Source organism: Methylobacterium litchii (assembly GCF_038442315.1).
Classification (GTDB): Bacteria; Pseudomonadota; Alphaproteobacteria; order Rhizobiales; family Beijerinckiaceae; genus Methylobacterium; species Methylobacterium litchii.
Genome location: NZ_JBBXMY010000009.1, coordinates 221229 through 241227 on the forward strand (window position 1 = coordinate 221229; position 19999 = coordinate 241227).

Consider the following 19999-nt stretch of genomic DNA (forward strand, 5'->3'; position numbering starts at 1 on the left):
CGTTTAGCCGTTCGTCCCCTTCCGCGTGTAGGTGCCGGTGAACGGCTGGCTCTGGTTGTTCGTGGCGGTGCAGGCGTATTTCACCTCCCCCGGCCCTTCGGTCCGCAGCTTCAATACGCCCTTGCCGTTGCGCTTCACCAGATAGCCCTTCTCGCTCGCCACGTGGACGAGATCGCCGTCCGCATGCTCGACGAGGCCATTCGAGAATTGCCCCGGAATGGTCAGCGTCACATCGGCGTTGGCCTGGCTGACGACGTTCAAGGCGATGTTGGTATTTGCGGGCACGAGCAATTCGGCCGGCGCGCAGACCGGCTTCCCATCCTGCAGCGTGATCGACAATTCGATGGGCGGCGTGGCATCGCTTGCCGGCGGCGGCAGGGGCTTGCCCTGTGCGAAGGCCGTGGCGGGCAGGAGGCTCATGGCCAGCCCGAGGGCGGTCGCCGGTCTCAATCGCATTGTCTCAGAACTCCGTCCGCTTGAGTGCGGTCCCCCGGACAAGGGAGGGCCGCCCGGCCGGTTCCTCGGCGCGTCAACTCGCCCGCGACGGGCTCAGCCTCGGCGCATGCGCAGGGCGGTCGGGAGGATCGTCTCGTGCCACCGCCCGTCGTCGCGCGGCGTGAAGGGCTGGTCGGTGGGGATGCGATAGACAGTATTGATCGAACGCGCCTCGTAGGCCGGCACGAATGCGGCCCTCGCCGGGGCGGGATGACGCCGCTTCAGGGCGGCGACGTGCAGCGCCCGGCGCTTGGCCAGCATCGCCGTCCTCAACCGGGCACGTGCCGCGAGCTTCAGTCTTTCGCGGCGGTTGTGCTTGGCGTAGCGCTTCTTCAATTGGACGAACCGGCGCGGCGTCGCCGCCGTGCGGACGGCCGTCTTCACCGTCTCCAGCTTCGCTTCGGCGACCGGCGTGCTGCCCGGCTTCTCGTAGCTCGACGGCGCGACGCGGTTCGCCGCCGTGATGCAGCCGGAACAGATCGAGGCCGAGAGCCGGCCCCACATCTTCTCCTGGCGGTCGATGAAGGTCGTGTCCTTGGCCTCCACGGCGGCACGCCCGGTCTTCTGGGGTTGCTTGTTCGCCCCAGCGGCCTGAGCCACGTCGAGCGAGGGCGTCACCACGGCCATCGTGACGAAGGCGGCAGTCACTGAGCGAATCACACGGTGCAAGGCTCGCTCCAGGCAAGGCTACGGTTGATTAAGCTTTGTCCGGGCGCCGGCTTGCCGGCAAGTCCTGCCGAGTACGTACAGGCGGGTTTATTCAACCTGAACTTGTAGTTTCTCCACCAATAGTGATGGAACCAAATCGCGCCGAGCCTTAAAAGGCCTTCTCGATCACCTCCCGCACCGTGGGCAGGCACGGGTTGGCGTCGCCCCGCCGCGAGGCGAGATGCAACTCCGGCTGGGCCGAGGCCGGCAAGCGAATCGCCCGCAGGGTGACGTTCGCCACCCGGATGCTGCGGGCGCCATCCGGCACGAGGGCGACGCCGAGCCCGGCACCGACCAGCGCCAGCATCGCGTGGACCTGATTCACCCGCTGCACCACGCGGGGCTGGACCTCGCCGCCCTCGAACAGCGCAGCGAGCAGGTCGATGAAGTAGCGTCCGCCCCGAGGCGACCATGTTACGAACGGCTCGCCGTCGAGATCGGCCAGCGTCGGGGCCCGGCCGACGGCGAGGCGATGGCCCTGCGGCACCGCAAGGATCAGGCGTTCCCGCGTGAGCGGCACCGCTTCGATGGCGCTCTCCGAGAGGGCCGGCGACGGGCGTAGCAGTGCAAGGTCGATCCGGTTGCCCTCCAGGGCCTGGATCTGCTCGCCGGAGACCATCTCCTCCAGGGCGAGGTCGATCTCCGGCAGCCGGTCGCGCAGATGCGTCACGAGGCGGGGGAGGATCCGGTAAGCCGAGGCGGCGGTGAAGCCGAGGCGGATCATCCCGCTCTCGCCACGGGCGGCCCGGCGGGTGACGCGCTCCGCGTTCTCCGCCGCCGCGATCACCCGGTAGGCCTCCGCCACGAAGGTGCGGCCGGCGGGCGTCAGGCGCACCGCGCGGGTGGTCCGCTCGAGCAGCGTCACCCCCAGCGTCTGCTCCAGCATCTGGATCTGCCGGGAGAGGGGCGATTGCGTCAGGTTCAGCCGCGCGGCGGCCCGGCCGAAATGCAGCTCTTCAGCCACGGCGACGAAACTGCGGGCGTGTCCCAGATCGAACATTGATGCAGCATCCGGGATAATCAATCCAAAATCAACGTTGGACGCGACAATTGTGGGGGCCTACCCAGAGTTCAGACGCTCAAACGGCGCGAATCATGGGAGATGACGATGGCGCGGATGACCCCGGCGGAAATGGCCAAGCAGTTGGGCTCCGGCCTGCTGTCGTTCCCGGTCACTCATTTTCGCGATGACTTCAGCTTCGACGAAGCGGCCTATCGCGACAACCTCTCCCGCCTCGCCGATTACAAGGTTTCCGGCCTGTTCGCGGCCGGCGGCACGGGCGAGTTCTTCTCGCTGACCCCCGCCGAGATCGACCGGGTGCTGCGCGCCTGCATTGAGGAAACCCGCGGCCGCACGCCGGTCATCGCCCCCGCCGGGCAAGGCACCGCCCTCGCGGTCGAGATGGCCAAGGCCGCCGAGGCGGCCGGCGCCGACGGCATCCTGCTCCTGCCGCCCTACCTCGTCGGGTCCGAGCAAGCCGGCCTCGCCGCCCATATCGAAGCGGTGTGCAAGGCGACCAGCCTCGGCATCATCGTCTACAACCGCTCCAACGCCCAGCTGAACGAGACGACCCTCGCCGGCCTGTGCGAGCGCAACCCGAACCTCGTGGGCTTCAAGGATGGCGTCGGCGACGTCGAACTGATGACCCGCGTCTATGCCGGCCTCGGTGATCGCCTGACCTATGTCGGCGGCCTGCCCACCGCCGAGACCTTCGCCCTCCCCTACCTGGAAATGGGCGTGACGACCTATTCCTCGGCGATCTTCAACTTCCTGCCGGAATGGGCGCTGTCGTTCTACGACTCGGTCCGTCGCCGGGACCGCGATGCGGTCTATGCCGAGCTGAAGAGCTTCGTCCTCCCCTACATCGCGATCCGCAATCGCAAGCGCGGCTACGCCGTGTCGATCGTGAAGGCCGGCATGACTGCGGTCGGCCGTCACGCGGGCCCGGTGCGCTCGCCGCTGACCGATCTCGATGCCGGCGAGCTGGCCGAGCTCAAGGCCCTGATCGGCAACCGCCGCTGACCATCCGGGGGCGGTGACGCCGCTCCCATCCAAAACGACACGCCGGCCAACGGCGGAGAACGATGCGTCCGAAAACGGTCGCTGCCACCCGGGAGAACGCCTATGGACATGACGACCACTACCGCCTCGGCAGACGCGGCGGCCCCCTCGGGGGTCAAGCGCGGCCGCGTGCGCATCCTGATCGCGCTGATGCTCTTCATGGCGACCGCGATCAACTACGCCGACCGGGCGACGATCTCGATCGCCGGGCCGGATATGGCCAAGGAACTCGACCTCTCGCCCGTCCAGATGGGCTACGTCTTCTCGGCCTTCGCGTGGTCCTATGTGCTCGCGCAGATCCCCGGCGGCTGGCTGCTCGACCGCTTCGGTGTGAAGTGGGTCTACGCGGCGTCCATCGCCGTGTGGTCGGGCTTCACCCTGATCCAGGGCGCGGTCGGCTTCTTCACCGGCCTCACCGCCGTCATCATGCTCTTCGCGTTGCGCCTCCTCGTGGGACTCAGCGAGGCGCCCGCCTTCCCGGCCAACGCCCGCATCGTCGCGGCGTGGTTCCCGGCGCGGGAACGTGGCATGGCCTCGGCCTTCTTCAACTCGGCGCAGTACTTCGCGACCGTGTTGTTCACGCCCCTGATGGCGTGGATCGTCCACACCTACTCTTGGCACCACGTCTTCACCGTGATGGGCCTCCTCGGCGTCGCCTTCGCTCTGCTGTGGTTGAAGGTCGTCTACGGGCCGGAGAATCACCCGATGGTGGGCCGCGCCGAGCGCGACTACATCCGCCAGGGCGGCGCCCTGATGGTGATGGACGGCGCCCGCTCCGGCGGCGCGGGCCAGGCTGGGCGCACCCTGAAGGAACTGCTCTCGAACCGGATGCTCCTCGGCATCTATTTCGGCCAGTACTTCATCACCGTGCTCACCTACTTCTTCCTCACGTGGTTTCCGGTCTACCTCGTGAAGGAGCGCGGCCTCTCGATCCTGCAGGCCGGCTTCGCGGCGGTGCTGCCGGCCCTGTGCGGCTTCATCGGCGGCATCCTCGGCGGCTTCATTTCGGACGTGCTGCTGCGCCGCGGCTACTCGCTCACCGCCGCCCGCAAGATCCCGATCGTCGCCGGCATGCTGATCTCGATGGCGATCATCGGCTGCAACTACGTCCAGGCCGATGCCCTTGTGGTCGGGCTGATGGCGCTGGCCTTCTTCGGTAAGGGCGTCGGGGCGCTGGGCTGGGCCGTCGTGGCCGATACCTCGCCCAAGGAAAGCGGCGGCCTTTCCGGTGGCCTGTTCAACACCTTCGGCAACACCGCCGGCATAACGACGCCGATCATCATCGGCTACATCGTCCAGCAGACCGGCTCGTTCAACGGCGCCCTGGTCTTCGTCGGCGCCAACGCCCTCGCAGCGGTGTTCTGCTACCTCGTCGTCGTCGGCCAGATCCGTCGCGTCGAGCTGAAGGCCCAGCCCTGAACGCCCTGGGCCCGTCCCACGGGGCGGGCCCCCTCTCCGATCACAAAAAACGCATCCAGGGAGGCAGACCATGCCGTTCGAACAGACCCAGCACGCCGCCCGCAACACCCCCGTCATCACCGACATGAAGGTGGTACCTGTCGCCGGCCGCGACAGCATGCTCCTGAACCTCTCGGGCGCGCACGGCCCGTTCTTCACCCGCAACCTCGTCGTTCTCACCGACTCGACCGGCGCGACCGGCCTCGGCGAAGTCCCCGGCGGCGAGGGCATCCGGGGGGTGCTGGAAGAGGCGCGGAGCCTCATCGTCGGCAAGACGCTCGGCGCCTGGAACGCCGTCCTCAACACGATGCGCAGCCACTTCGCGGACCGGGATGCTGGCGGGCGCGGCCTCCAGACCTTCGACCTGCGCATCACGATCCACGCCGTCACGGCGGTGGAATCCGCCTTCCTCGACCTTCTCGGGCAGTACCTGAACGTGCCGGTGGCTGCGCTCCTCGGCGAAGGCCAGCAGCGCGATGCGGTCGAGATGCTGGGCTACCTGTTCTACGTCGGCGACCGCCGCCGCACCGACCTCCCCTATCGCGAGCCCGAGGCCCGCGACGGCTGGTTCCGCCTGCGCGACGAGGAGGCCCTGACACCCGAGACCGTCGCCCGCCTCGCCGAGGCCGCGCACGAGGCCTACGGCTTCAACGACTTCAAGCTGAAGGGCGGCGTGCTGGCGGGCGAGGCCGAGATGGAGGCCGTCACCGCGATCAAGCGGCGCTTCCCGCAGGCCCGCGTGACCCTCGATCCGAACGGCGCGTGGTCGCTGAACGAGGCCATCGCCCTGTGCAAGGGCAAGGGCGACATCCTCGCCTATGCCGAGGACCCCTGCGGCGCCGAGGGCGGCTTCTCCGGCCGCGAGGTGATGGCCGAGTTCCGCCGTGCCACCGGCCTGCCGACCGCCACCAACATGATCGCCACCGATTGGCGCCAGATGCGCCATGCGATCCAGCTCGGTTCGGTCGACATCCCCCTCGCCGATCCGCATTTCTGGACCATGGCCGGCGCGGTGCGCGTCGCGCAGCTCTGCCGCGACCACGACCTCACCTGGGGATCGCACTCGAACAATCACTTCGACGTATCGCTCGCGATGTTCACCCACGCCGCCGCCGCCGCGCCGGGCCGCGTGACCGCCATCGACACCCATTGGATCTGGCAGGACGGGCAGCGGTTGACCCGGGAGCCCCTGCGGATCCGCAACGGGCTCGTTCAGGTCCCCGAGCGGCCGGGCCTCGGCATCGAGATCGATTGGGACGAGGTCGAGACCGCGCACCAACTGTACAAGCAGCACGGCCTCGGCGCCCGCGACGACGCCGCCGCGATGCAGGCCCTGATCCCGGGCTGGACCTTCGACAACAAGCGCCCCTGCCTCGTCCGCTGAGGCGGGGCCCCTTCAGGCGCGATGGAGAACACGATGAATCTCACCGGACGCAGCATCATCGGCGGCCAAGCGGCGGGCAAAGGCGAGAGCTTCCGCGCGGTCGAGGCGGCCACCGGCCGCCCCATCGATCCGGTCTTCCACGCCGCCTCGACGGATGAGGTCGAGCGCGCCTGCGCCCTTGCGGACGATGCCTTCGACACGTTCCGCGAGATCACGCCGGAACGCCGCGCGGCCTTCCTCGACACCATCGCCCAAGCGATCCTCGACATCGGCGACGACCTCATCGTCCGCTGCATGGCGGAGAGCGGCCTGCCGCGTCCGCGCCTCGAAGGCGAGCGCGGCCGTACAGTCGGCCAGCTGCGGCTGTTCGCGGGCGTCCTGCGCGAGGGCAGCTACCTCTCCGCGCGGATCGACCCCGCCCTCCCCGACCGGAAGCCTCTGCCCCGGCCCGACCTGCGCCTGCGCGCCATCGGCGTCGGCCCCGTCGCCGTGTTCGGCGCTTCGAACTTCCCGCTCGCCTTCTCCGTGGCCGGCGGCGACACCGCCTCGGCGCTGGCCGCCGGCTGCCCCGTGGTCGCCAAGGCGCACCCGGCCCATCCCGGCACGTCGGAACTCGTCGGCCGCGCCATCGCCAAGGCCGTGGCCGCATGTGACCTGCCGGAAGGCGTGTTCTCGCTGCTGTTCGACAACGGCATCGAGGTCGGCAAGCGCCTCGTCTCCGATCCGCGCATCGCCGCCGTCGGCTTCACCGGCTCGCGCACGGGCGGCACGGCGCTGATGAAGCTCGCTGCCTCGCGCCCGGTGCCGATCCCGGTCTATGCCGAGATGAGCTCGATCAATCCCGTGATCCTGTTGTCCTCCGCCCTGGAGGCTCGCGGGGCGGAGATCGGCAAGGCCTTCGTCGGCGCGCTCATCCTTGGCTCCGGCCAGTTCTGCACCAATCCCGGCCTCATCCTCGCGATCGAGGGCCAAGGCCTCGACGCCTTCCTCGCTGGCGCCGCGAAGGCGTTGGAAGGGGTCGCGGCGCAGACCATGCTGACGCCCGGCATCCACAAGGCCTATTGCGCCGGAGTCGCCGCGCTCGAATCCAATGCGGCCGTCACGCGCATTGCGCAGGGCCAGCCCGGCGGCGAGACGCAGGGGCGAGCGACGCTGTTCGCCACCGACGCCGGCTCCTTCCTCGCGGACCACAAGCTCGCGGAGGAAGTGTTCGGCGCCGCCTCCCTCGTCGTGCGCTGTCGCGATCTGAGTGAGATCCGCGCGGTTCTCGGCAAGCTCGAAGGCCAGCTGACGGCGGCCCTGCACATGGACGAGGGCGACCACGATGCCGCCCGCACCCTGCTTCCGGTCCTTGAGCGCAAGGTCGGCCGCATCCTCGTCAACGGCTTCGGCACGGGTGTCGAGGTCGGCCACGCCATGGTGCATGGCGGGCCGTACCCGGCGACCTCCGATGGGCGCACCACTTCGGTGGGCAGCCTTGCCATCGACCGCTTCCTGCGGCCGGTCTGCTACCAGGACCTGCCCGACGCCCTGCTGCCGCCGGAGCTGCGGCAGGCCAACCCGCTGAACGTGCCGCGCACGATCGACGGCCGAAAAGACGCCTGAGCAGAGGGACAAGACGACGATGGCGACGCCGAGCGACGTGTCCGCACCAGAGCGGCCCTCCCGCCTGCCGGGGGATGCCCCGCGCACGATCCGCGTCCACCCGGACGACAATGTCGCCATCGTCGTGAACGCCTTCGGCCTGCCGGCGGGGACCACCCTGCCTGAGGGCATTACCCTCCGGGAATTCGTGCCGCAGGGCCACAAGGTGGCGCTCACCGACATCGCCAAGGGCGGTGCCGTGCGCCGCTACGGCGAGATCGTCGGGCTCGCCATCGATGCGATCCCCGAAGGCAGCTGGGTGGAAGAATCCCGTGTCGAGACGCCGGCGGCGCCGGACCTCGACACGCTCGACATGACGATCCGCCCGCCCGCGCCGCTGCCCCGGCTCGACGGCTACACGTTCGAGGGGTTTCGCAACCCGGACGGCACGGTCGGCACCAAGAACATCCTCGCCATCTCCACCAGCGTCCAGTGCGTCGCAGGCACGCTCGACGTGGCGATCCGTAAGATCAAGGAAGAGCTGCTTCCGCGCTTCCCGAACGTCGATGACGTGGTCGGGCTCACCCACACCTACGGCTGCGGTGTCGCGATCAGCGCCCCCGAGGCGCATATCCCGATCCGCACGCTGCAGAACATCGCCCGCAACCCGAACTTCGGCGGCGAGGTGATGGTGGTCGGCCTTGGCTGCGAGAAGCTGGTGTCCGAGCGGCTTCTGCCGGATGCCACGCAGACCGGCGCCGTGACGCGGCTTCAGGACGAGCACCATGCCGGCTTCGGCATGATGATCGACACGATCATGAATATGGCCGAGCAGCGCCTCGACGTGCTGAACCGCCGCCGCCGCGAGACCTGCCCCGTGTCCGACCTCGTGGTCGGCCTGCAATGCGGCGGCAGCGACGCCTTCTCCGGCGTGACCGCCAACCCCGCCATGGGCATCTGCGCCGATCTGCTGGTCCGGTGCGGCGCGACGGTGCTGTTCTCCGAGGTGACGGAGGTGCGCGACGCGATCCACCTTCTCACCCCCCGTGCCGCCACGCCGGAGGTGGCGCAGGCGCTGGTCCGCGAGATGGCGTGGTACGATGATTACCTCGCCAAGGGCGGCGCCGACCGCCGGGCGAACCCCTCCCCCGGCAACAAGAAGGGCGGGCTCAACAACATCGTGGAGAAGGCCCTCGGTTCCGTCGCCAAATCCGGCGCGAGCCCGATCAGCGGGGTTCTGGCGCCCGGCGAACGGGTCAAGGAAAAGGGTCTGATCTTTGCGGCGACGCCTGCCAGCGACTTCGTGTGCGGGACGCTGCAACTCGCCTCGGGCATCACCCTGCAGGTGTTCTCGACCGGACGGGGCACGCCCTACGGGCTCGCACAGGCGCCTGTGATCAAGGTCGCCACCCGCACCGAACTCGCCGAGCGCTGGTCCGACCTCATCGATTTCGACGCCGGGCGCGTGGCGACGGGGGAGCGCAGCCTCGAAGAGGCGGGCCACGACCTGTTCGAACTGATCCTCGACGTCGCCAGCGGGCGCAAGCGCCCGTGGTCCGACCGCTGGGGCCTCTACAACGACCTCGCGCTGTTCAACCCCGCCCCCGTGACCTGATGGGAATCAGTTGACCCTGCGGCTGACCCTCTGCATCGCGGTCTGACCCCGCGCGATGGCCCGCCCGACAGCCATGAGGAAGGCATCGACGGCCCTGCGCAGGGGAGAGCCCTCCTGCTCGCCGAGCTCGTCGATCTCCTGCCGGGCCTGCAGTGCCAACACTGCGACCTGATCGAGGGAGGGGACATTCTCGTTCGGCGCAAAGAAGAGCGCCCGGTCTTCCATCTGCCCGTCGAGCTTGCTCTCGGTGATGTCAATGACGATGCCCCGGCCCGTCATCGCGCCGGTGCCCTCGCTTCGCTCGTAGCGGCCCCGCGCCAGAACCCACCGCACGGTGTTCGGTGACGGACGCGTGCGGTATTCGATCACGAACAGGCCGCCCACCTCGCGCACATCATTCAACTTGTCGTAGAGTGTGGCGCGATCTTCCGCCACGACGTTGCGCACGTAATGCGCCAGCGGCAGACCCTCCGCGGCCTGAAGAGGATCGACACCGAACAGAGCAGCCAAAGTGGCGTCGCCCCGCGTCCGGTCTTTCGCGAAATCCGTTTCCCACACGCCGACTTGCGATGCACTGAGAGCATCGGGGACAAAGGAGAGCACAGGTTGAGATGCGGGCTCCGACATGCTCGTTCGCCTCGGCGGCTCGATACTAGCAAGAGTTAAAGGACGGAGCGGAGCCCTAGTTCCCGGTGTGATCACGCCCGGAACGAAAGGGCGCAGCCTCGTCATACGACCTATGGTTGCAGTCACCGGTAGCGTCAGCGACGGGACGCATTGGCTCCTGAGTCCTTCCCGCAGGCATAACTTCGCACTCGCCGATCTCAGCCCTCACCAGCTGTATAAAACTACGCAAAAACCCATATAGTGGGATTGAAAGTCAATCGTCCCTCGTACACATCGCAGTACGTAAGCCGCAAACGCCTATACTTGCACAGCGCGAATATTGGCGGACGAGCGACTGGGTTGGAGGCGCCGAAGTGACATCGCTCGACCGCTCGTTCGAGGCAGGATCGGTCGCGCCGTCGTCGCGTCCGGACCTGTATCGGGTCGAGGTCGCGTCCCGGTTCAGCCCCGAGATCCTTCGCGGAGTGAATGCCCCGACAGCCTTCCAGCGCATGCCCTGGCTTGGCAGTTGGTACGAGGCGTTGGCGGAGCGACCGGACGTGTCCGCGCTGGTCATCACCGTTCGCGATGGCGCCACGGGTGAGGTCGCCCTGGTCCTTCCGCTGGTGCTGCGGATCGTCGGACGTCTGCGCGTCATCGAGTTCGCCGACCTCAACCTCACCGATTACAACGCCCCGCTGCTGGGACCCGCCGCCCCGCGCGACGGGGCGGCGATGCGGCGCCTGTGGCGGGCGGTGCGCCGCGCTCTTCCTGCGGCCGATGTCCTCCGCCTCAGCAAGCTCGAACCGAGGCTGAGCGGGCGGCCCAACCCACTTGCGCTCATGCGGGGCGCGGTTCCGTGTGCGCTCGCCGGCAACACGCTCGACATTCGCCAGGATCTTCATTCCCGGCAAGGCTCGGTTCTGAGCCGCGAGGAACGCAAGCACATCGCGCGGACATGGCGGATCTTCACCAAAGAGCCCGGCGCGGGCTTCGAGCGGATCACGGAGATCGCGCGTGGAAAGGACGTGCTCGCGGCCCTGGAGCGCCTGCAAGCCGGTCGTATGAACGCCCTCGGCGCGCAGTACGTCCTCAACGAGCCCCGTCATGCGCTCTTCTACCGCCTCTTGATCGAGAGGGGCATCGCCGATGGCAGCGTGGTGCTGACGGCGCTCACGGCGGGGGATGAGATCGTCGCGGTCCATCTCGGCCTGCGCCACGAGGAGCGCTGCATTACCATCCGCGTCGGCATGGCGGGAGGACGCTGGGCCTCGTGTTCGCCGGGGCGCCTCGTCATCGCGCAGACCATGGCCGCCCTGCAAACCGAAGGTGTTCGCGTCTTCGACCTCGGGATCGGCGACTACACCTACAAGCGTCGTCTCGGCTGCAAGCCGTTGCCGCTCCTGGATGTCGTTCAGCCGCTCAGTTGGCGGGGGCTCGCCCCCGCCGCGAGGGCGCTCCTCGTCGGCCATCTGCGGACCCGTCCGGGTCTCAACCGCCGGTTGCGGTCCTGGCTCTGTCGTTTCGACGCTTTCAAGTTCTGAAACATTCTTCCCCCACGATGCGCGCAGAGTGTCGAGATCCCCGCCCGTGACCCGCGAGACCTTGAACGAGAAGGTGAAGCGCCACCTCGCACGGCGCGTGGTGACCTGCCAGGTCCCGCTCGCCCTCGACCGCGGGACCGTGAGCTTCACCTTCGATGACATCGCCGATTCGGCGGCCCGGGATGGCGCGCGCATCCTGGAGGACCGGGGCGTGCGCGGGACCTTCTATGTCTGCGGTGGTCTCGCCGGCACCGCGTGGGATCTCTATCCCCTCGCCGGCCTCGCGACGGTGGCGGACCTCGCCCGGCGCGGCCACGAGATCGGCTGCCACACGGCCACGCATCCGAACGGCGCGACGACAGGGGCCAAACGCTACCTCCGCGATGTTGATGAAAACGCCCGCATCCTGGAGCCGGTGATCGGCCAGCCTCTCTCGACCTTCGCCTACCCCTACGGGGCGATCGGGCTGCCGCATAAGCTGGCGCTGCAGCGGCGTTTCCTCGCGTGCCGGGGCATCCATGGCGGCCCGATGAGCCGGCGTGCCGACAGGGGCCGGCTCGAAGCCGTCGCCTTGGAGAATGCGAGCATCGGCGAAGCCGGCATCGATGCGGTAATGGACGAGGCCGTCGCGCGGGGGGCGTGGCTCGTCTTCTACGCACACGACGTAGCAGACCGTCCGACCCGCTTCGGGGTGACGCCGGAGCGTCTGGCCTACGCTGTGGACGGGGCGCTCGCGCGCGGCTGCCGGGTCGAGACCGTCGCCGGCCTTCTCGGTAACGGTGCATCCGCCTCCGACATGCGGCGCTCCGCCAGATGAGTGATCCCATCATGACGACTCAGCGGGCCAAAACGGAGACCTATACGGTCGCCTATGATGGCAGGGATGCCCGGCCATCCGATGAGCCGGTGGTCGTCATCTGCGTCCTGACGCTGCGACGGCCCGACCACCTCGCCGTCACCCTGCGCTCGCTCAAGGCACAGGATTTCGGGCGTCCCTTCGCCTGCGTCGTCGCCGACAACGACCCCAACGGCCGCGCGGGCGCCGAGCGGGCGGAGGCGATGATCCGCGCGGGCGAGATCGACGGGGTCGCCGTCGTGGTCTCGCAGCCGGGCCATTGTTCGGCCTGCAACGGCGCCTTCGCGGCGGCGCGGGACCTCTATCCCGGCACGGCCCTCGTCGCGATGATCGACGATGACGAGATCGCCGAGCCGGATTGGCTGCGCCAAATCGTGGAGGCGCAGGAACGCTCCGGCGCCGATCTCGTCGGCGGACCCGTCGTCCCGCAATTCGAAAGGCCGGATGCCGGGCGGTTCGCCAATCACCCGGTGTTCAAGCCGTATTACATCGCACCCGGCCCGGTGCGGTTCCTTTACGGCAGCGGCAACTTCGTGATGCGCGCGGCGGTGCTGGACCGGCTGGGACAGCCCTATCTCGATCCGATCTTCGATTTCGTCGGCGGCGGCGATCTCGATTTCTTCAAGCGCGCCCGCGATGCCGGCTTCACGGCCTATTTCGAACCGGCGGCGCGGGCGGTCGAGACCGTCCCGGCGAGCCGGACGACCCTGCGCTGGGTAATCGCGCGCAGCCTGCGCTATGGCGCGATCAACTACATGATCGAGCACAAGAACGCGCGGAGCCCGACGGAGCGGCTGCGCATCTGGCTCAAGAGCGGGACGCTCCTCGGTGTCGGACTGATCCGGGCACTGTCGCGGCTCGCGACGTCCCGCGATCTCCTCATCGCCGCCCATCCGATGTTGGAGGCCATCGGGCGGGTGACGGCGCAGGCCGGGTTGCGGCCCGAGCAGTATCGCCATCGCGGAGCGCGTCCGTCGTGAAGAGCGATGTCGCCACGAGGGCCTCGAGCATCGATCTCGATCTCGTGAGGCGGTCGGGTCTGTTTATCGCCACCCTGTCGGTGTTCTGGATCACCCTCGACCCGCTGAAGGACCTGTCGAGCGGCGCGGTCCTGAAGACGAGCGAATCGTCCGACCTGCTGAACCAGATCCTGTACCTGACGCTGTTCGGCCTCAGCGTGTGGCAGCTCATGGAGATGGGCTGGCGCCGGATCCTGCCGCTGGCACATCCGGCCTACGGGGCGGTCCTGGCGTGGTTCCTCGTGGATTGCGCCTTCGCCGTCTATCCCGGCATCGCGGTGCGCCGGCTGATCCTGACCGTCATCGTCATGGCGATCGTCGGCTCGCTGCTGCTGTCGCCCCGCGACTGCCGGCAATTCGAGAGCTGGCTCGGCGGCGTCGCCCTCATGGTCGTGCTCCTCTGTTTTCTCGCCGTCCTGCTGGTGCCGCATCTGGCCGTGCACCAGAGCGATGCCGCCATGGAGGTGAACCTCGCCGGGTCGTGGCGCGGGCTCTACGACCACAAGTCCCGCACCGGCCCGATGATGGTGGTGTTCCTGCTGATCGGGATCTACCTGACCACGCAAAGGCGCCTCGTCCTGGGGCCGAGCCTCGTCGTGCTCGCGACCACCTTCCTGGCCTTCACCGGCGCCAAGCAGCCGCAGGCCCTCGTCCCGTTCGTCCTCGTGTGGTCGTATCTCGGGCTGCGCATTCCGTCGCTGCGGATGCTCCTCGCCTTCTGTCTGGTGCCGCTTGCGCTGTACCTCACCTTTACCGTCGGATCGGCCGTCCTCCCGGGGATCGCCGCGATCAACGACCGGATCATGAGCGATCCGACCTTCACGAACCGCACCGGGATCTGGGGTTTCGCGATCGACCAGTTCCGGGAGCGACCGCTGTTCGGCTACGGCTTCCTCGGGTTCTGGAACACCGATTACGCCCGCTACTCGGTCGATGACGCGAGCAACCCCTGGGCGGCGACCGCCTCCCACTCCCACGATTCCTACCTCGACCTCGCCCTCACCACCGGCATCCCCGGCCTCCTCCTCGCGTGTGGGGCCTTGATCGTCCTGCCGATCGTAGATTTTGCCCGCTCCCGGGCCATCCCCGAAAACCGTGATCTGGCGCTGCTGTTCTTCCAGATTTGGTTGTTCGCCGTCTTCCTCGGCTCCATGGAAACGCTTTTCTTCCAGCGCGACGAGGCATTCTGGGTCGCCTTCCTCATCGCGATCTTCGGCCTGCGTTTCCTGGCCGGTCATCGGGTCAAGGCCTGACACGTAATTTGGTTAATATGACAGTTCAGATATTGTCTTCGATTATTATTGCGGATACTTTGTTACATCCCTGGGGATGCTGTCGACAATTTATCGGCCCAGGATTGACGCAATGCGGTTTATTGCGTTTCCTGTAGCGCAATCTTATGGCCTGCGTCGACTTCGTGCGAAAGCGAATTGTCGAAGGGCTCTCTCGATCGGAACCGCCCCGCCTCATCCCGCAGAAGTGACATCGGCGACGCATGACAGGTCGAGGAACGACAGTGCCGGATGACAGCGCCCAGGATCAGTGGAGTCGCGGCACGCAGATGGGCGAGTTTGGGGCGACCGCGCCAGCGATCCTGATCCTCGGGTCGCGGGGCATTCCTGCGGCCTACGGTGGCTTCGAGACCTTCGCGGAGCGCCTGGCCCTCTACCTCGTCGCCCGTGGATGGCGGGTAGGCGTCTACTGCCAGAACGACGTGGACGTGGTGCAGCAGCGTTTCCGCACCGAGCACTGGAAGGGCGTCGAGCTGATCCAGATCGAGGTCGCTGGGCACGGGCCGTCCGCGACGCTCCTGTTCGACGCCTACACCGTCCTCGACGCGGCCCGGCGGGACGCGGTGTGTCTCGTGCTCGGCTACAACAGCGCCGTCCTCCTGCCATATCTTCGGCTATGGGGGCGCAAGGTCCTGACGAACATGGACGGGATCGAATGGCGCCGCCCGAAATGGTCGCGCGCGATCCGCGCATGGTTTTGGATCAACGAATGGATCGCCGCGTGGTCGTCGCAACGGCTGATCGCCGACCATCCCAAGATCGCCGACCATCTGGCGACACGGCGTCCCCGTCGGTCCATCGTCACGATCCCCTATGGCGGCGATCCGATCGCGCACCGTGATCCCGCGCCCCTCGCGCGGTTGGGGCTGACGAAGGATGGCTATCTGGTCTCGATTGCCCGGATCGAGCCGGACAACAACATCCTCGCCATCGTGCAAGCCTTCTCGCGCAAGCGTCGCGACTGCCGATTGGTGGTCGTCGGCGGGCTCGATGGGGGCAATGCGTACCACGCCGCGATCAAGGCGGCCGCGAGCGACGAGGTCATGTTCACCGGAGCGATCTACGACCCGGAAACCGTGGCCGCCCTGCGCGGACATGCCCGCGCCTATCTCCACGGCCACACGGTCGGCGGGACCAACCCCTCCCTGGTCGAGGCGCTCTGGGCCGGCAATGCGGTGCTCGCCCACGACAATGCCTTCAATCGCGGCACGGCCGGCGATGCGCAGATGTATTTCACGGATGTCGACAGTTGCGAGCGGGGGATCGAGATGATCCTGCGCGACGACGTCCTCGTGGCGCGGGCCCGTGCCGCCGCCCTCACGCAGGCTTCGGAGCATTTCGTGTGGGATGACATCCTGCGCGCCTACGAGGCCGAATGCCTCGCCGCGTGGGAGAAGGCCCGGCGGAACGAGAGCAAGCGATCCCGCGCCGGGAACGCGGCGCCCGAGGCTTGAATGCCGGCTGACCGCCGTTTGAGACCGTGGCGCCTCGGCCTGCTGGCCGAACGATACGCCATGCCCGTGCTGGATCTCGCCCGCCTGCGCAGGGCCGGGCAGCGTCTGGGCCTCCCCTCGATCAGCGCGACGACCCTGCGCGACTATGCGCATCTGTTCAGCGGCTCGATGGGGCGGCTCTGCCTCTCGCTCCTGTACTTCCTGTGCCTGACGCACGGCCTGAGCATCGTCGATTTCGGATTCTTCGCCGGCGCGGTGGCGGTCGGCACCGTCCTGGCTCGCCTCGCGGCGTTCGGGTACGGGTCAAACCTGTTCCAGGTCGGCGCGATCCGCCCCCGGCTGCTCGGGCATTACTACGCCAACTACCTGCTCTGGTTGTCGGCCAGCATCCTGCCCTGCGGGATCCTGGCCTGGCTGAGCTACCGGCTGTTCTTCGACCAGCCGGATCGCCTCCTGCCCTACTTCCTGATCGTCGCCTCGGAGGTGCTGCCCTGGCGGATGATCGACACTGCCTCGACGGTCAGCAGCGGTCTCGGCCGCTTCGATCACGCCTCGCTGGCGTTCAACATCGGCGCGGTCTGCAAGGCGGCGATGGCGATCCTTTTCCTGTTCCTGCCGGGCTCGACGCTCATGGAATGGGCGGTGCTCTACCTCGTCAGCAACACCCTGGCTCTGGGGCTGATCCTCGTCTTCCTCCTGCCGCGTAGGCGCTTGCGCTGGCGCCGAAGCGCGACGCTGCTACGCGCCCGCAACGCCCTCGCGCTCAGCGGATCGGGGCTCGCCTACACGCTGCAGGCCGAAATCGACAAGGTGCTGGTGCTGACCTTCGGCGGCGGGGTTGCGGCGGGCATGTATGCCATCTGCATCCGCGTTATCGACCTCACGGCCGTCCCCATCCGGGCCTTCAACGTCCTGATGATCCAGCGCGTCTTGGTGAACCGTAGCAGCATGGCGGGCCGGCGGGCCAAGGTCGTCGTGGAATTGATGATCGCCGCCGTCTCCACCGTCGCCTATGGCGGCATCGTCGTCGCCCTGTGGTTCGCGCCGAACATGTTGGGCCACGAGGTCGCGAAGGCCGTTGGCCTGCTCGGTCTACTTTGGCTGGTGCCGGCCCTGCGCAACCTGATCGAGTACCAAGTCGAGCTGCTTTACGCGAACGGCCGCATGACGACCACGTTCTACGTCGCCCTGGCGGTGACGGTGGTGAAATCCGCCCTGATGATTGCCGTGTTCTGGCACTTCGCCGGGGACGACGAGTGGATCACGCCGGTGAATGGCGTCTTCCTGGCGTCCTACCTCGTCTCGACGGTGATGACCTATCGGGCGCTGCGCGAGCCCTCCGATCCGCCCGCGATCCTGCGCGAGGCTCCGTGACCCTCCCGCCGCCCACGAAGCCCATGCGGATCGCCTTTCTCACGACCCTCGTGCCGAACACCCTGCGCACGGGCAGCGAGATCGCGACGCGGGCGATCCTGTCGGTGCTGGAGGACCTTGGCCACGAGGTCACGCTCTTCGCCTATGGCCGCGCTCCGTTCCACGTCGCCTCGCCGGTCGAGACAGTGCTGCTCGCGACGATCCCAGTCGAATCCGCGACCGCGCCGCGCCGCGAACAGGCGGCCTGGGCGTGGCGCTCCCTCCGCTCCGGCCTGCCGATCTCGTCCGAGAAGTACAATTACCTCCCGCCGGATCGCCTCGAAGCGGAGATCGCCCGCACGAACCCCGATCTGCTGATCGTGGACCACGTGAACCTGTACCCGTTCGTAACCGGGTTGGCGCAGCGCCTGCCCCTCGGCGTCATCTTCCACGACGTGCAGGCGATCTCCTACGCGATGGTCGCGGAGAAGGCGGCGCGTCCGTGGTGGCGGGCCATCTACGCCCGCGAGGCTCGGCTGAACGCCCGCCTGGAGCGCCAAGCCGGAGCGGAGGCGCGGTTCTCGCTCTTCCTGTCGGAGGCGGATGCCCAGGAGGCGCGCACGCGGTTCGGCATCGCCGCACCGGCGGTGCTGCCGCTGTTCTTTCCCACCCCGCCAGAGCCGGCCCCGGCCCTCGCGCCGGCCTACGACATCGGCCTGATCGGCACATGGAGTTGGCCCCCGGTGCGCCAGGGGATGGCGTGGTTCCTCGACGAGGTCGTGCCGCGCCTGCCGACCGATCTCACCATCGCCGTCGCCGGATCGGGTTCGGAAACGTTGCCGTCCGACCGCGTCCAGCGCCTCGGGCTCGTGCCGTCCGCCCGCGCGTTCCTTGCAAGCCTGCGGGTCTCTGCCGTGCCGACCACCGCCGGGACCGGCGTTCAGATCAAGACGCTCGAACTCGCGGCGACGGGCACGCCCGCCGTCTCCACGCCGCTCGGTGTGCGCGGGCTCGACGGTCTGCCCGAGACCATCACTGTCGCGGACGGGCCGCAGGCCTTCGCCGACGCCCTGGTCGAGGCCGTCCACCTCCCGAAGCCCCGTGCCGCCGCCGCGGGTCACACCTGGAACGAGGCCCGGCGTGACGCGGCCCGGCAGACCCTGGACGACGCCCTGGCTAGGCTTGGCTGACGCAGCGGAAGGAGGACCGTGATGGTTTTTCGAGCGCGGATCGATCGTCGGACGGCGCTGCGGGGGGCGGCCCTCGGGGCCACCCTCGCGCTGGAACCGGCCGTCGCCGTGGCCGCGTCGCGGCCGAAGCCCCCTTCCATGCCGCTCGGCACCCCAATCGGGTGCGCCGTGCAGGCCGAACTCCTCGCCCAGAACGATGCCTACCGGCAGGCGATCATCCGCGACTGCGACATGGTCGTGACCGAGGATGCCCTGAAATGGGATCGGCTCCGGCCGAGCCGTGGCAAGTTCGATTTCACCGAGGGCGATGCCATCGTCCGCTTCGCGCACGCCGCCGGTCTTTCCGTTCGCGGACACGCCCTCGTCTTCCACGGCCAAGTGCCGCCCTGGCTCGACACGCTCCGCACCCGCGCCGAGGCCGAAGCCGAGATGCGCAAGCACATCACGACCGTCGTCGGCCATTATCGCGGCAAGATCGCCTCCTGGGACGTGGTTAACGAGTTCACCGATGACAGCCCCGAGCGGGGGACCGGGTTGCGGGACACGATCTGGCGCCGGCTGATCGGCGACAACTACATCGAGATGGCGCTGCGGACCGCCGCGCAGGCGGACCCGTCCGCGCAACTCGTTCTCAGCGACTACTTCCTCGAATTCGCGGGCGAGCATTACGATTCGCGGCGTGAGGTGATGCTCCGCACTGCCCAGGCCATGGTGACGAAGGGCGTGCCTCTGCACGGGATCGGGATGCAGGGACACCTCTATTCGGATCGCGTCGTGGACCGGGAGGCGGTCGGCCGCTTCGTTCGGGAAGTCCGGGCCCTGGGTCTCGTGGTGCTGGTGACCGAACTCGACGTTATCGATCAGACCTTCCCGGCCGATCTGCGCCAGCGCGACGAACTGGTGGCCCAGCAGGCCTTCCAACTCCTCGACGCCATCTCGGCCGCCGGAGGCGCCGACGCGGTGTTGACCTGGGGCCTGCGCGACCGGGACAGCTGGACCCGCTGGCACAAGCCGCGCCCCGACGGCCTGCCGACCCGTTCGCTGCCGCTCGACGACGACCTGAAGCCCAAACCCCTCCACCACGTCATGCAACACTTCCGCCGCCGCGTCGTGGCGAGCGAACCCCCGTCCGGGAATACGAAGCGTTCGCCGTGAATTCAGTAATCCGACCTCATTGATGCACCCGAAACAAAACGATTATCTCGAATCATGGCCCTTCGAGGTGCGTGAGATGGCAAGCGGCCCGTCGCTTCTCCATGCCGTCGTCGCAGAGCGCGACCTCCGTCTGCCGGCCCTCATACGATGTGACATTCACCCCAAAGCGGCGATTGTCCTCGTGGCCTTCGAGTTGCACTATCGCGGATATGCTACCCCCATGG

The 19999-nt window shown here is 68.0% G+C and carries 17 protein-coding genes; 13 read left to right on the forward strand and 4 right to left on the reverse strand.

What is annotated here, in order from left to right:
- Window positions 1-3 precede the first annotated feature (3 nt).
- The 3 genes from AAHF99_RS17590 to AAHF99_RS17600 form a co-directional block, all read right to left on the reverse strand.
- Window positions 4-456 carry a cupredoxin domain-containing protein gene (locus tag AAHF99_RS17590; RefSeq protein ID WP_342165795.1) on the reverse strand — a complete coding sequence of 151 codons (453 nt, stop codon included), beginning with the start codon at window positions 454-456 and terminating at the stop codon, window positions 4-6.
- A gap of 93 nt (window positions 457-549) precedes the next feature.
- Window positions 550-1143 carry a hypothetical protein gene (locus AAHF99_RS17595; RefSeq protein ID WP_342165796.1) on the reverse strand — a complete coding sequence of 198 codons (594 nt, stop codon included), beginning with the start codon at window positions 1141-1143 and terminating at the stop codon, window positions 550-552.
- Between the two features lie 169 nt (window positions 1144-1312).
- The gene (locus AAHF99_RS17600) at window positions 1313-2203 is read right to left on the reverse strand and encodes a LysR family transcriptional regulator (RefSeq protein ID WP_342165797.1); all 891 of its coding nucleotides are present in this window, start codon (window positions 2201-2203) and stop codon (window positions 1313-1315) included.
- A 108-nt stretch (window positions 2204-2311) separates the two neighbouring features.
- Here AAHF99_RS17600 and kdgD point away from each other — a divergent pair, with 108 nt between their 5' ends.
- The 5 genes from kdgD to garD all read left to right on the forward strand — a co-directional run bounded on the left by kdgD (window position 2312) and on the right by garD (window position 9306).
- A complete protein-coding gene (gene kdgD / locus AAHF99_RS17605; RefSeq protein ID WP_342165798.1) occupies window positions 2312-3226 on the forward strand; it encodes a 5-dehydro-4-deoxyglucarate dehydratase in 915 nt (304 codons plus the stop codon).
- A 108-nt stretch (window positions 3227-3334) separates the two neighbouring features.
- Window positions 3335-4684: an MFS transporter gene (locus AAHF99_RS17610; RefSeq protein WP_412759906.1), complete on the forward strand. Its 1350-nt coding sequence runs from the start codon at window positions 3335-3337 to the stop codon at window positions 4682-4684.
- A 70-nt stretch (window positions 4685-4754) separates the two neighbouring features.
- Complete coding sequence (gudD, locus tag AAHF99_RS17615; RefSeq protein ID WP_342165800.1) at window positions 4755-6107, forward strand: glucarate dehydratase; 1353 nt, start codon at window positions 4755-4757, stop codon at window positions 6105-6107.
- Window positions 6108-6140: 33 nt separating this feature from the next.
- Window positions 6141-7712, forward strand: coding sequence for an aldehyde dehydrogenase (NADP(+)) (locus AAHF99_RS17620; RefSeq protein WP_342165801.1), 1572 nt, complete (start codon window positions 6141-6143; stop codon window positions 7710-7712).
- Between the two features lie 19 nt (window positions 7713-7731).
- Window positions 7732-9306 (forward strand): galactarate dehydratase, encoded by a 1575-nt coding sequence (garD, locus tag AAHF99_RS17625; protein WP_342165802.1) that lies wholly within the window; start codon window positions 7732-7734, stop codon window positions 9304-9306.
- Between the two features lie 6 nt (window positions 9307-9312).
- Here garD and AAHF99_RS17630 read toward each other — a convergent pair whose 3' ends face one another.
- Window positions 9313-9933, reverse strand: a complete 621-nt coding sequence (locus tag AAHF99_RS17630) for a diguanylate cyclase (protein WP_342165803.1) — start codon at window positions 9931-9933, stop codon at window positions 9313-9315.
- Between the two features lie 464 nt (window positions 9934-10397).
- Here AAHF99_RS17630 and AAHF99_RS17635 point away from each other — a divergent pair, with 464 nt between their 5' ends.
- The 8 genes from AAHF99_RS17635 to AAHF99_RS17670 all read left to right on the forward strand — a co-directional run bounded on the left by AAHF99_RS17635 (window position 10398) and on the right by AAHF99_RS17670 (window position 19775).
- The gene (locus AAHF99_RS17635) at window positions 10398-11456 is read left to right on the forward strand and encodes a GNAT family N-acetyltransferase (protein ID WP_342165804.1); all 1059 of its coding nucleotides are present in this window, start codon (window positions 10398-10400) and stop codon (window positions 11454-11456) included.
- Window positions 11457-11502: 46 nt separating this feature from the next.
- Entirely contained in the window at window positions 11503-12273 is a 771-nt protein-coding gene (locus tag AAHF99_RS17640) for a polysaccharide deacetylase family protein (protein WP_342165805.1), read from the forward strand.
- A gap of 11 nt (window positions 12274-12284) precedes the next feature.
- On the forward strand, window positions 12285-13292 hold the full coding sequence (locus AAHF99_RS17645) for a glycosyltransferase family 2 protein (RefSeq protein WP_342165806.1): 1008 nt from the start codon (window positions 12285-12287) through the stop codon (window positions 13290-13292).
- The gene (locus tag AAHF99_RS17650; RefSeq protein WP_342165807.1) at window positions 13289-14584 is read left to right on the forward strand and encodes an O-antigen ligase family protein; all 1296 of its coding nucleotides are present in this window, start codon (window positions 13289-13291) and stop codon (window positions 14582-14584) included. Before AAHF99_RS17645 ends, AAHF99_RS17650 begins: the two co-directional genes overlap by 4 nt.
- 308 nt (window positions 14585-14892) lie before the next feature.
- Window positions 14893-16077 (forward strand): DUF1972 domain-containing protein, encoded by a 1185-nt coding sequence (locus AAHF99_RS17655; RefSeq protein WP_342165828.1) that lies wholly within the window; start codon window positions 14893-14895, stop codon window positions 16075-16077.
- Window positions 16078-17451 carry a lipopolysaccharide biosynthesis protein gene (locus AAHF99_RS17660; RefSeq protein ID WP_342165808.1) on the forward strand — a complete coding sequence of 458 codons (1374 nt, stop codon included), beginning with the start codon at window positions 16078-16080 and terminating at the stop codon, window positions 17449-17451. It begins immediately after the preceding gene.
- Window positions 17448-18620, forward strand: coding sequence for a glycosyltransferase (locus AAHF99_RS17665; RefSeq protein ID WP_342165809.1), 1173 nt, complete (start codon window positions 17448-17450; stop codon window positions 18618-18620). Before AAHF99_RS17660 ends, AAHF99_RS17665 begins: the two co-directional genes overlap by 4 nt.
- A 21-nt stretch (window positions 18621-18641) precedes the next feature.
- Window positions 18642-19775 carry an endo-1,4-beta-xylanase gene (locus tag AAHF99_RS17670; protein WP_342165810.1) on the forward strand — a complete coding sequence of 378 codons (1134 nt, stop codon included), beginning with the start codon at window positions 18642-18644 and terminating at the stop codon, window positions 19773-19775.
- Window positions 19776-19999 lie beyond the last annotated feature (224 nt).